This is a genomic window from Ruminiclostridium papyrosolvens DSM 2782, assembly GCF_029318685.1.
Lineage (GTDB): Bacteria > Bacillota > Clostridia > Acetivibrionales > DSM-1351 > Ruminiclostridium > Ruminiclostridium papyrosolvens.
The window spans coordinates 1,196,845-1,210,686 of record NZ_CP119677.1 but is presented as its reverse complement, the minus strand read 5'-3'; the positions used below and the strand labels follow the sequence as shown (position 1 = coordinate 1,210,686).

At 38.5% G+C, this 13,842-nt stretch carries 10 protein-coding genes; all 10 read right to left on the bottom strand.

Translation table 11 applies throughout. The features are described from left to right. Positions 1-225 precede the first annotated feature (225 nt). Positions 226-2,424 (bottom strand): hypothetical protein, encoded by a 2,199-nt coding sequence (locus P0092_RS05305; protein WP_004616949.1) that lies wholly within the window; start codon positions 2,422-2,424, stop codon positions 226-228. 50 nt (positions 2,425-2,474) lie between these two features. Then, complete coding sequence (locus P0092_RS05300) at positions 2,475-3,269, bottom strand: alpha/beta hydrolase (RefSeq protein WP_004616948.1); 795 nt, start codon at positions 3,267-3,269, stop codon at positions 2,475-2,477. 48 nt (positions 3,270-3,317) lie between these two features. Next, positions 3,318-4,823 (bottom strand): GH39 family glycosyl hydrolase, encoded by a 1,506-nt coding sequence (locus P0092_RS05295; RefSeq protein ID WP_004616947.1) that lies wholly within the window; start codon positions 4,821-4,823, stop codon positions 3,318-3,320. 116 nt (positions 4,824-4,939) lie between these two features. Further along, positions 4,940-6,442 carry a glycoside hydrolase family 43 protein gene (locus P0092_RS05290; protein WP_004616946.1) on the bottom strand — a complete coding sequence of 501 codons (1,503 nt, stop codon included), beginning with the start codon at positions 6,440-6,442 and terminating at the stop codon, positions 4,940-4,942. Positions 6,443-6,487: 45 nt separating this feature from the next. Continuing rightward, entirely contained in the window at positions 6,488-6,742 is a 255-nt protein-coding gene (locus P0092_RS05285) for a DUF6171 family protein (protein ID WP_004616945.1), read from the bottom strand. 83 nt (positions 6,743-6,825) lie between these two features. Next, positions 6,826-8,304 (bottom strand): alpha-N-arabinofuranosidase, encoded by a 1,479-nt coding sequence (locus P0092_RS05280; RefSeq protein ID WP_004616944.1) that lies wholly within the window; start codon positions 8,302-8,304, stop codon positions 6,826-6,828. Between the two features lie 40 nt (positions 8,305-8,344). Continuing rightward, positions 8,345-10,138 (bottom strand): family 43 glycosylhydrolase, encoded by a 1,794-nt coding sequence (locus tag P0092_RS05275; protein WP_004616943.1) that lies wholly within the window; start codon positions 10,136-10,138, stop codon positions 8,345-8,347. Between the two features lie 27 nt (positions 10,139-10,165). After that, a complete protein-coding gene (locus P0092_RS05270; RefSeq protein ID WP_004616942.1) occupies positions 10,166-11,050 on the bottom strand; it encodes a carbohydrate ABC transporter permease in 885 nt (294 codons plus the stop codon). A gap of 13 nt (positions 11,051-11,063) precedes the next feature. After that, complete coding sequence (locus tag P0092_RS05265; protein WP_004616941.1) at positions 11,064-11,966, bottom strand: ABC transporter permease; 903 nt, start codon at positions 11,964-11,966, stop codon at positions 11,064-11,066. 131 nt (positions 11,967-12,097) lie between these two features. Continuing rightward, a complete protein-coding gene (locus P0092_RS05260) occupies positions 12,098-13,813 on the bottom strand; it encodes an extracellular solute-binding protein (RefSeq protein ID WP_004616940.1) in 1,716 nt (571 codons plus the stop codon). Positions 13,814-13,842: the final 29 nt, after the last annotated feature.

Genomic DNA, 13,842 nt, shown 5'->3' with positions numbered 1-13,842 from the left:
TTTTATTACAAAAAATATAAACTATAACATTTATTAGTCGAATTGTGTTGAAATTTATTGATAAAGAGCAGCATAGATTTCTTTTTGGGTATAAAAAAGAAGCTAAATCTACAGATCGTGTTAGTGACCTAAAAACTTAGCCCCTTGATTATGAATGGATTATGCTATAACAAATAAGTATTATTTATAAAACAAGCAAACCACTTGTCGTGTGACATTTATAATTCACAAACTCTCAACATAATTATCGTATATACGGTTCCTTCTTATACGTTCTTCGGGACTGAGTTTTTGCGCATCTGCAATCTCATAGCCCCCAAATGTATCGTAAAGTCTTGATGAAGGGTCAACCTCCACAAAGGTACACCATGGAAGCCAATGATACTGGCTTTGCAGCATTTGTCCCGCAATGTATCCGCTTTCATGGCCCAGCCCCGGCATTATATAGCCTATACTTCCGTCTATATCGCTGGATTGTCTGGTATTTTTATGAATGAACTCCGCAAAATCCAGATAATGCTCATCCCCGGTTATAATGTACAATCTGTAGTATGTGTAGGAGCAAGCCGCCATGTATACGTCTGCCCCTCCTCCGATTGTAATTATACTCTGACCGCTGATGGAATACCTGTTGAAGGGGTGCTTCTCCATTGGCGCACGTACCGGGAATTTCCAAGCATAGGTCCAGGTTTCGGTATAGTCTGCAGCACCTACGGCACCTTCTAGCCATTTCTTTTCACCTGTCAAATCATACAGAGCAAGAAAGCCAAACATTGCGTAGATACCTGCTTCTTTGTCCTGTATATCGGTGTTGTCGCAGGTACCGCCTCTATACTCCATATTAAGGTAAGCATTGTCATACGACCATTCTCCGGCCTTTATGGCTGCATTTTTATACCTTTCGTCACCAGTAACAAGATAATACTCAACCAAAAAACGTATTACACTTGGGGTATTTGACTTGGATTCCATCCTTACAGAGCTATCGGTGTTGTATGCACGATAGAAGCTGCCGTCTTCATTCTGAATACTAATAATCCAATCAGCAGTTTTTTGGCAGAATTCTCTCCATGCAACTCTGTCTTCACCCCTCTTTTTCATATAGAGGTATGCGTCAAGAATTGCCTCAATTCCGTCTGCAAGCATTCTAATATAATGAGGATACGGTTCAAAGGCACTTATACCGGGATTGTAGCACATATTTGGTAAGCCTGATTCCGTCATGGCAGTTCTGACCCAGAAATCTATAATATTTACACCTTTTTTAAAGGTTTCGGGCAGATTTTCCTTGTCACCGTATCGCAGAAGCTGATAGCCAATTCCCGGCTGCTGTCCCACAAACCCAAATTGAAAGGATACGCAATTTATATCCATCGCCGGAAGCTGGCATGCAAATGGGAGCCCGTAAGCATCACCATACTGACGTGTATACCTGTCGAGTATCTTCATGCTATTATGGAAAAAGAGTTCATTATCCACATGGAACAATTTGTCTCTCAATCTATCATATGTCACTCTCCAGATATCTCTCATCATAAGCTGATAGCTGTCATAGTTTCCGAAATTCACCGCAACAGCATAATTCTGTTGGAAACCCGTTTCTACAGGGTGATTAATACGCTTAAAGGTCTTTACCTTACCGTTATAGTCAAGTCCTCCAAAGGGGTTTACTCCGGGCATCTGTCCTTCACAGCCGGGATAAACATAATCAATTGAAAGACCATGAGTTTTTGTTTCAATTTCCTTTCGCACCTCAAAGCCATAATACATATAGTTCATGGTCTTATTCTGGGGTTTGCTCATGCCTATGGAGCCTATTGTAAATTTGGCGTCCACACCATTTTCCGATTGCATAATATCCAAAGACCGCATAGTTACATCGGGAGCCCAACGAGATATAGCCGCTGTTTCTCCCGACTGTATATTCTGCATTGCGAATAACGGCAAAGCATAGTGTGTTTCCGTTTGCCAGAAGTATTCACAATCCAAGTCCTTTCCAAATGCTAAATCAGGTGCAAATTGGTTTTGTCTGTACCATACACCCGGTGCAAAACAATTATAATCATGGGTATCCTCTGATTCAGTCATTGCAAAGGATATTTTAGTTGAGAAACCAAGGTCATCCCCTGCCTTCAACACCTTTACATTTCTGCTTACCTTGAATCCCGTGTCTCCTGCTTCATATACATCTGAGAAGGAAAACTCAGAGCCGGAATTTACAGTAAGTGTACCCTTTGCAATTATGCTATTACCAAAAACATCAACCTCAGTGTAAGCTTTGTCATAAAATTCATTTATAGCCATTGCTGTCTTAACAGTAACAAACATGGGGCGTTTGTTGAAATATATAGTCTTATGGTTTTTTTGAACCTCCAGACCTCCATCATTAAAAATTAGTGTATATTTGCCGCATATCAGCTTCATGGTAATTTCCCCCTTGGTATTTATGTATATTTTGGTATACTCATTCGCTCTTATTCAGTAGCCCAAGCCAGACCCTTTTCTATATACTCATTCCAGAATTTCCAGTCATGAATACCAACGTCTTCTACATAGGTATGCTCTACGTTTTCTGAAACAAGGAATTCATGCAAACCTCTGTTTTCCTTTAAAAGAAAATCTTCTGTTCCGCAAGCCATGTATATCTTTGGTATATCTGCTTTTCTTTCCTTCAAACCACGTATTAGTGCCTCCGGGTCTTTGTCACTTCCCAAAAGCTCGTCTAAGTCCCCGAACACTCTTCTGTAATAAGGATAGTCTGCAACAGGCCCTTTAAAATCAGGAGTAATCCCGGCAATCTGATTGGTAATAAGTGCCGAAGACAGTGCAATTATCCTGCCGAACCTTTCAGAGTACTTCAAACCGTTTCTTATTGCTCCGTAACCACCCATGGATAGTCCTCCAATGAAGGTGTCCTCTCTCTTATCTGATAAGTTGAAGGTTTTACGTGTATAGTCAACCAGCTCATTTCCGATTAGCTCTCCATAATATGCTCCGACATCTTCATCGTCCAGATAAAAGTGATTTTCTCCAGAGGGCATAAACACCGCAATATTGTACTTCAGAGAGACCTCCTGTATTTTAGTGAATGTCAGCCAATCCATATGATTGCCTGAATAGCCGTGCAAGAGGTAAATGGACTTTAAAGGCCCTTTTGCCTCTTGAGCTTCCTGCCCCGGTATCTCAAATTTATCATTTGGTATCAAAGCATTAAAACATACCGGTCTTTTCATTGTTTTAGCAAAAAAATTAGCTTGAAAAATTGCCATAATAATTCTCCTTTTCAAACAATTTGAATTTAAATATCATAATATATTTTAATATCCCGGAATCATGCTGTCATCAAGTTTATAGTAAGTATCAGTCTCATCTGTTACAGGAATAATTTCAAAAAAGGACACTTCGTTTTTGCTTTCAGTAAACTCAAGCAGGAGCATATCCTCAGTACAGCTTACCCTATCGGATATTACCAAAGGTAGTGCTGCATTTCTAAGTATTTCAACCTGCTTCTTACTTGTAAATCTGGGACGTCCCATATGTATCCACGTCTTCCACGGATTACCATGCAGCTCATTTACAACAGTTCGGTTAATAAAGTATTCTCCTTTTGGCAAGTTCAACTCCAGTGAGAAATCCTTATCAAAATGTTCACCCTTCTCCATTACCGGATTCCATGCGGTTATTGTCACTGTACCGTCAGTTTTTCTTGTTACCAGCATATTTTCATCTCTGTGCAATATTTCCTTACCCATTTGCTCAAAAAAGCTGAACATATGGAAAGTAGGCTTTGGAATGTTATTAAGTGCAACAAGACCAAACCCTCCGTGGAACTGAGCCCTTGGGACATCACATTCTTCAAATACATCGCTGAAGGTCCAGTATGAAAATGAATCAACTATATCTCCGGCCTCACTGATAATACGTGCAAGATATGCCGCATTGAGACATGTATCATGTACGGGATTCAAAGGATTGTACGAGGTATTATATTCAGTTATATGGAAGGGCAGGTGTGGAAATGGTGAACTGTCAATCATTTGTCTTACTGACTGCAATTCGTTAAGCATTTCTACAGGCTCCTTGAGATCCTGATAACAGAACTCATGTGTTTGAACTTTTGGCATATGCGCTGAATATAAATGACGTGAAACAAAGTCAATGGGAGCATTTTCCTTTTTACAGAATTCAAGAAAATCTTTTATCCAGTAATCGGCTCCTCCGCAAATGGCAGGGCCTCCAACCTGTAAATCCTTATTAATCTCCTTAACCGCCATAGCCGATACCTTGTAGAGCTTAAAGTATTCCGCTTCATCGGCATCCTTCCAGAACACCGTCAAATTCGGCTCATTCCAGACTTCAAAAGGCCACTGTAAAACTTCTTCTATTCCATATCTGCTTATAAAGTGCTTTATTAATGCCTGAATAAGCTCCTTCCATTTAGTGTAATCCTTAGGAGGAGTTACATTACCCTTCCAATAAAATACGGTCTGCTCTCCAGATGCCAGCTGTGATGGCATAAAACCCAGCTCAACAAAAGGTTTTAGGCCTCTTTCAAGAAATGAATCAAATATCTTGTCTATGTATGTGAAGTTATAGAAAGGTTTCATTTCTCCGTCTATTTCGTATTCCCTATATATGGCAGTATCATCATGAAACAGACCATGTCCTCTTATATATTTGAAATTAATTGCCTTCTGAACAAATTCAAGAGTATCCTGATACTCCTTTTGAAGAGCGATTCCCATACGTTCTGTACCTACACAAAAACTCCAGTTATCCCTGAAACTCCCTATTACCTTGTCTGAAATCTTTATTTTGCTCATATAATCCTCCTTAAATTAATAAAAATTCCTCTTTTGTATTATTTTATTATAAGATTCTATATATTTCAAAATACTTTTATAAATGTTTAATCAAAACAAGAAAAATTCATATTCTTTTATACTAGTGATTCATATATAAAATTTCTGAAATCAGCATACCCTCCTGCTGTTTCCTGTGAATAATAAAATAGTCCTATACGATAACCTATAAAAAGGTCAAGGGTATATGTCATATGCAAATCGCTGCCTAATTTCACCCAGTTAACACTGTCTTGGGAATAATAGAATTCTGCAATATCCCTGCTGTTTTCAAAATCAAAATCGATTTTCAAAAATACGCTATTGTCAGTCAACAGCTTATACTCTTCCTTATTCTGTCTTGTGTCACTGTCTTTCTTTGATACAATAATTCTTTTCAGATTATTATTATCAGCTCTTACTCCTATAGCTCCATAATCGCCCTGTAGAGCTATAAGTCCGGCGTAGTCCCCTGCCATCATTCCCTCAGTATTAAGCTCCACTGAAAACGTGCATTTAGGGCCACTTGTCTTTTGGGTTAATATATTTCTGGCAGCTAAAAGATTCTTTGCCAAGGATTTAGTGCGTAATCTTAAATAGCCGGGATTCTCAGTAAATGACCAACAATCCTCCTCGGGATTGTGATTCCATTCCCATCTTAAATCCAGCTCATTTTCATTATGGCTGAAAGTGTCACTTGTTATTAATGGTCTTGCCTCATACTCTTCCAGAGGTATCTCGAGCTTTTCCGGTACTCTTCCGTTAATTCCCATATTAGGCCAGCCGTCTTCCCATGAAACCGGAAGTAAGTACGGAATCCTTCCCACCGCTCCATGGTCCTGAAACAAAACAGAGTACCATTCTCCATCGGGTGTATCAATGAGAGCTCCTTGAGCAATTCCCTGATTATGGTACTCCATATCATCATCAAGGAGTATTTTTCTCTCGTACTCTCCCAACAACTCTTTTGCTCTGTAACACACAACACGTCTCCTGCCATTGCCGTCATAGGGCCATTCAATGAAAAGCAAATAATAGTAGCCGTAAATTTTATATGCTCTGCAGCCCTCACAACGCAGCATTATATTTTCAGCAGGAGTACTAAAAAGACGTTGGTTGACTCCTCCGGCTTTTACTCCTGATAAATCGTCTTTTAGCTCAACTATTTTAATCTCCCCGTTGCCATACACCAAATACGACCTTCCGTTATCAAATAAAAAAGACATATCATGAAAAACATCGTTAATAACATAACGATTCCATCCGCTTTTCTCAATATTGTCAGTATAATAGATATATGTCTTTTGCATATCATGGCACACAAAGCATGCATAATAAAGACCATTATAGAATTTCAAACTGGTTGCCCATTGCCCCTTGCCATATGCGTTTCTTCCATTTTTCAGCTGATATATGTCATTATCTTCAATTGTATTGAAAACATAGGATACCAACTCCCAATGACATAAATCCTTTGATTTTAAAATCGGAGCCCCCGGCATTACAAACATTGTTGTAGATACCATATAATAAGTGTCGCCTTCACGTATAATATCAGGGTCCGGCATATCTGCCCATATAATAGGATTCTGAATTTTCATGTAAATTTCCTCTCTTTTATAACGGTAACTATGAGATTTAAAACATTACCACTTACTTCCGGAAGGGTGGGGACAAATACGCAAAGCGTTCATAGCTCTTGCTTTTACCATACATCCACAAATCATACAAGTGATTCCGTCCGTTAAATGTTTGCAGTTGTTACAGGCTTCCAATCGTTTTTCATATTGTTCATTGCCGGGCAACGGTACTCCTGATTGAATTACCCTTTTTACTTCCATTTCAATATCGTTATCGGTAATATGAATATTTCTATGACATTTTATGCAATTATCCTTCACCGCTACCCTCCTTTAACTGCCAAATATCCCGACATTAATTATTATCTGCCGGGACATTTCAGTTTTTATATATTCGATTTTACTTATACAATTTCAAGCATTACAACCGCTTTTGAAGGTATTATACCTGATATATGGTTATTTTCAAGGCGTACACCTTCAAATTTCTTAATAGTTACATTATTTGCTTCCTCAAAGGTATTTTTTGCATTCATGGTACTGGAGGTAATTATTTCACCTGTACTGCTCTTTGCTGTTATACCCCTTAAATCAATATCAATATTCATATCCTCTGACGGGTTGAGATTACAAAGGGTTACATGAATCCTGCCTTCTGAATCTACTGATGAAGAAGCGCTTAACTGAGGTACCTTTTCACCGTTATAAGTATATTCAGGGCTTTCAAAGTCCATTGAAAGCAACTCTGCATCCTGATGAACCTTGTACATATCAAATACATGGTAAGTAGGTGTCAGAATCATGTTTTTACCTTCAGTCAGAATTACTGCCTGAAGTACATTTACCATTTGTGCTATGTTTGCCATTTGAACTCTGTCACAGTGGTTGTTGAAAATATTCAGGTGAATTCCTGCAACAAGAGCATCTCTCATGGTGTTCTGCTGGTACAGAAAGCCCGGATTTGTACCCGGTTCAACAGCAAACCATGTACCCCATTCATCAACAATCATGCCAACTTTTTTCTCTGAATCATATTTATCCATGATGTTTGAGTGACGTGCCACCAATTCTTCCGTAAACAAAGCATTCTGCATTACTGAAAACCAGTGATTTTCATTAAACTCAGTTGCTGAACCCTGCTCTGACCAATCCTTGGAGATTCTTGTGTAATAGTGGATGCTAAGACCATCCATTTGCTTTCCTGCTTCTTTCATAAGTACCTCGGTCCAATGGTAGTCATCTACCGAAGCACCGCCTGCTATTTTGTATATCTTGTTTTCACCAAAGTTTCTTACGTATGTTGCATACCTCTTATATTGGTCCGCGTAAAACTCAGCAGTCATGTTTCCGCCGCAGCCCCAGTTTTCATTACCCACGCCAAAATACTTAACACTCCATGGTTCATCTTTGCCGTTTGCTCTTCTTAAATCAGCCATTGGTGATTTACCGTCAAAGGTCATGTATTCAACCCACTGCTGCATTTCATGTACTGTGCCGCTTCCCACATTACCGCATATATACGGCTCTGCTTCCAGCATTTCACAAAGTTCCAGAAATTCGTGAGTTCCAAAATGGTTATTTTCTACAACACCGCCCCAATGAGTGTTTACCATACAAGGTCTGTTCTCTTTAGGCCCTATTCCGTCCACCCAGTGATATTCATCTGCAAAACATCCTCCCGGCCATCTCAGAACAGGTATCTTCATCTTTTTAAGCGCTTCTACAACGTCTGTACGGAAACCCTTTATGTTTGGTATTTCAGAGTCCTCACCAACCCACAGTCCTTCGTATATACATCTTCCGAGATGCTCTGAAAAGTGTCCGTATATGTTTTTATTTATTTTTCCTTTTTTTACATCGGCATTTAGTACGATTTTTACCATTTAATTACTCTCCTTAATCCGAAACATTTTATAATTAGCACTATTTTAACAATAAATTAATTTTTACATTCCTCAAATCAGGGTCTAAATCTCTTTCTTCGGTAAGGTCAAGTACAGGATATCCGTCTATATCAAAATGAACACGACGCAGGCCGGAGCTTCTTGGTGCCTCTATTCCCGGTCTTGCATGGTATGCACTCCAAACTACACCTTCATCATCCGTAACATATGAATTATGTCCGGGCCCGAACTCTCCCGGGACACTCCTGCTAGTCAGCATAGGATAGTTTCCTTTTGTCCAGCTCTCAGGATTAAGAAGCTCTGCACCATGCTCTGCTGTCAGCAGTCCTACAACATAGGTAGAATCAACGAGAGCACTGGAAAAAGTAAGAAACAGTTTTTTATCCGTTATTATTGCATATGGTCCTTCGTCAACGAAAACATGATTGTTGGCCCAACCGTAATCAGGTTTCGTTAAAACAACCGGCTCTGAAATAAGTTTCCAAGGCTCCTCAGGATTGATTTTGGCAATATATATCCATGCCCCCAAATCAACGGGAACGAACTGCCTTTCAGACCATGACACATAGTATTCGCCGTTCCATGGGATAACAGTCATGTCAAGAGAAATAACCTTTCCTTCTTCACACAAATATGTCCCATCTTTTTTCAGAACACGTTGAGGCATTGACCAGTCTTCTTTTACTGATGGATTTCCGCCCCTTTTAAGTTTCATAACATGAGATTCAATAAAGAAAAATTCACTTGAGGTGGCAGCATGAAAAATATACAAATCTTCGCCTATTTGATGAAATTCAGGAGCCCAAAGGAACCCTTTTATATGCTCATAGGTGTATGCATCCAACAGTAATTTTTCTTCTGCATCAACCAGCTCAGGTATTGAATCAGCTTCTCTGATATATAATGAATTATTTCCGTCAGCGTCATTTGTTGCAATAAAGTAATATTTGTCCTTCCACTTTTTGATGCAAGGGTCGGCTCTGTTTGTCGCTATAGGAAATTGAAAATGCTCCTGATGAACAGTGCCGGTGATTTCATACCTACCCGGCTTACTCCAATTAATTCCCGTAGTGTCCCAATCTATTGTTTTCAAAGCAGTAGTCCCATCATTATATACTGCTTTAGCCTTTACGGATTTAAGTTCTTCAATTGAATTTACCGAAACAGTCTCCGGTACTTCTATTCCTATATTTAATGGTGTTGATAATCTGCATTTAAGCCTGTTTCCAATCTCTTCAGAAACAGAGATGATATTGCGAGGAACTATTCCTTCGATATTCGTACTGATATTTCGTAATCTAACAGGTTCAACAGCAACAGGTGCAGAGCTTATATCAAGCTGATGAAGCTCTTCTGTTTCTGCTTTAAACCAATTTCCTTCTTCACTCCAGCAAATTGTATATGTCCCTTTATTATTGTCAAAGCTGCATACAACGTCCTGAATAAAATTGTCTGAATGAAGGTCTATTAATCCCACTTCTGTATATTGAATAAAATCTTTAGTTTCAAAAAATAAAACTTTACCTTTACTTTCCAAATCACTTTCGCCTTCAGCCTCAGTACGAATGGCAACGATTCCATAAGAATCGTCTGCCAATTTAAAAATGTACGGGCTCTTCAAGCTCTTTGCATTCATTGTTTTATTCTCATTATCCGTTGCTTTGACGAACAGAACTCCTGAATTATGATTTAACGCTTCAAAGTTCTGTCCGTCTTCACTATATGCCAAATGCATACTGTAAGCAAGCTTTCGAGAATATATCATTTCGTCCTGAGGTTCTCTCGTATAGCACAAGAGATATTTTTCCTTCATTATGACAGTCACCTCTCAATTTTTGAATTATCCCTTTACTCCACCAAGAACTATTCCCTTTACAAAATACTTCTGAAGGAAAGGATATACCAAAACTATAGGTAATGTTCCAAGGAAAATCTGAGATGCCCTTAATGTTCTGTCTGATATAGTCGCCAACTCTGAAATTTCCTGTCTGGAGAGCATACTGTAGGATCTCTGTACAACGATAGTCTGAATATAGCTCTGAAGCGGATAATTATCTGCTTTGTTCATGAGTATAAGACCGTCAAACCAGCTATTCCAGTGTCCTACCAAGGAGAAAAGAGTTATTGTAGCCAACGCAGGGGTTGACACAGGTACTACTACTCTCCAAAGTGTGGTCCAGTGTGATGCTCCGTCAATAAAAGCAGCTTCATTTAGTTCCTTTGGTATCTCTCTGAAGAAGTTAAGCAGTAATATTACACTGAATACAGGAACTGCGCCCGGAAGAACCAAAGCCCAAATACTATCCAGTAAGTTCATTTGCTTAATGACAATATACCAAGGAATCAGTCCTCCGTTGAACAACATAGTTATAAAAAACGCCCATGCATAGAAGCTACGGAAACGAAATTCTGTCTTTTCTTTCGATAACGGATACGCACATAATATAGTAAGTACCAGATTAACAAATCCACCCAGTGCAATTCTTTCAACTGAAATAAGCATAGAATGCCAGAATGCGGCTCTTTTAGCAACATAAGCATATGAATTTAATGAAAACTCAACTGGCCAGAACACAACCTTACCGGCCGCAGCAGCCGAACTGGAGCTGAATGACACGGCTAATATGTGAATAAGCGGTATGATACAAAGTAATGCCGCTAACACCAGAAAACAGTTATTTACTACTGTAAATGCACTGACTTTCTTTAGTTTTCTACGTTTCATTTAATAACCCCCCTTAAAAAATTCTGTAATCTGCAAATTTATAGGCAAAGAAGTAAGATACTGATATAAGTGTAAAAGAGACTACTGATTTAAACAGTCCTACTGCTGTGGCAACTCCATATTGAGCTTCCAAAAGGCCTATTCTATAAACAAAGGTGTCGATAATGTCTCCGCTTTGATAAACAGGGGGACTATATAAATTAAATATTTGGTCAAATCCGGCATTCAAAACATTACCAAGACTTAATACCATCAGAAGCACTATAACCATCTTCATACCGGGAAGAGTTATGTGTAATGTTTGCTTCCATCTGTTAGCTCCATCCATATGAGCTGCTTCGTAAAGACTTGGATCTATTCCGGTAATTGCCGCCAAATAGATTATTGTACCATAACCAAATTCTTTCCATGTTTCCGTTATTACCATTGTGGAAGGAAACCACTTATTATCTCCCAGAAAAAATATTGGCTCAAAACCAAGTGTTTTTATAAAGGAATTTAATATTCCGCCGGACGGTGAAAGTATATCAATCAATATTCCGCCCAATACAACCCATGATAAAAAGTGAGGAAGATATATTAAAGTCTGAATACCTCTTTTTAATCCGTTATTTGTAACTTCATTAATTAGAATTGCAAATATTACTGGAATTACAAGCCCCAGTACAATTTTCGCTACTGCTATGGATATTGTATTCCACATTATGTTATTGAAATTAGGCATATCTAAAACATATTTGAAGTTTTTAAAACCTATCCATTTCTGATGACCAAACAAACCCTTTGCAGGAATAAATTTTTGAAAGGCAATTACAATACCTGCCATAGGCAGATAACTGAATAACAACAAAGTTATAAAGCCCGGAAGGATCATTAGGTGCAAGGGTAGTTGTTTTTTCAAATTTTGATTTTTCAAGCTCATTCCTCCCCTTTTAAGGTATATATATATATAATAGAATTGTCAGTATAAATTTTAGGCCTAGAAACAAGAAGGAAAGGATATGAAACGGCTGTATCCTTTCCTTCTTTGTTAACTAGTTAATAATATTACTTAGATTTAACGGATTGATACCATTCGTTAACTTCCTTAGTCATATCAGAACCGCCTAGCTTGTTCCAATCGCTTACAAATTTATCAAATTCGCTGATTGGAGCTGCGCCCATTATGATTTTTATAAATACTTCTTTTTCCATCTTTTCAAGTGTAGTTTTCTTTTCAGCCATTGTAGTAGTTGGAGCTCCAACAAACTTTTCTTTTAACAGCTGATCGTTCTTCTTGTATTCAACCATATTACGGAATGCGCCTTCTTTACCGTAAATCTTTTCCCATCCCCATTGTGATGCATCACCTTTTGCATATGCTTGTATATTACCTTGAATGATTTTAGGCTCGTCTTTCAGTTTGCTGAAATCGTTGCTCTTTCTTGCGTCATCAATTGCTACGAACGCTTCAAGGTTCTTGAATGCAGGAGCAGGGCATACAGGAGAGAACTTCCAAACACCTACGCCACCATTCTCAACTGGCATGTAGTACTTATTGAAGTCTGCTGTTTTACCCCAGTTCTTCTCTACATGTTCATTGAAAAGTTTTACGAGTGCTTCAGGATGTTCATATCCTTTTCTTACTGCAAATATTCTTGTCTGATTGAACTTTAAAGGTACCATAACCTTTTTGTCATCACTTGATACAATAGGATATGCTGTCCAATCAGCATTCTTATCATTATTAAAGTTGCTGATTAGAGGGTACATTGGGTTCCACTGTTGACCATAATCCAAACCTACTTTACCAGCAGCTATAGTTTCTGCAACCTTACCGCCGTCCTTAACACCAAATTCTTTGTCAAGTTGGCCTTTTTTGTACATATCAGCTAATTTCTGGAGTGCTACCTTTGTTTCAGGTAATGTACTACCCCATACTATCTTACCTGCTCCATCATCTATCCACATATTTGGATATGCATGGTATCCTGCAAAGAATCCTTCTGTTCCCATACATCCGCTATAGATGTCTTTTGTCATCGGAAGTCCGTAAGTATCGTTCTTACCGTTTCCGTCTGGGTCCTTAGTTGTGAAGGCTTCTGCTATTTTTAAAACATCATCCATAGTCTTAGGTGCCTGTAAGTTTAATTTCTTCATCCAGTCATTTCTAATCCATAGATACTGTGCAGCTTCATTAGTTGCTACTGGTTCCGGAATAGCCATCATTTTACCGTCAAACATAACTGAGTCAACATTTCCGGTTCCTTCATCTGTCATATATTTCTTGAAATCTTCTGAAGCATAATCATTATAGTATTTGGTCATATCTTCAACCATATCTGAGTCAACGAGCTGCTTGAGCTGTGAAGGATTTACAAGAACTACATCAGGAAGTTCTCCAGATGCCAATGTTACATTGATTTTCTGTGTATAAGCATCTGATGTTTCATTTCCTTTTACTGTCCAAGCATATTTTACATTAATGCCTAGTTCTTCTTTATATACCTTGGTCCAACGATTGTCTTCAAGAGTTTCTCCTGGAGTCTTTGGTAATATGTTTGCTGCAAGGTCATCATCTATACCTCGAACAAAAGAAATATCAATTGCAGGACTATATTTACCTAGAGGATCCTTACTTGCCACTGAAGAAGTAGAACTTTGAGATGAAGAAGCTGTGCTGTCGGATGTATTTTTTTGACTACCGCAGGCTGCAACGATTGAAGCTGTTAAAGATAGAACTACTGCTAATGATACAGCTCTTTTTAAGTAATTGAATCTCATTTGTTTCCTCCTGATATTTATTTATTTAT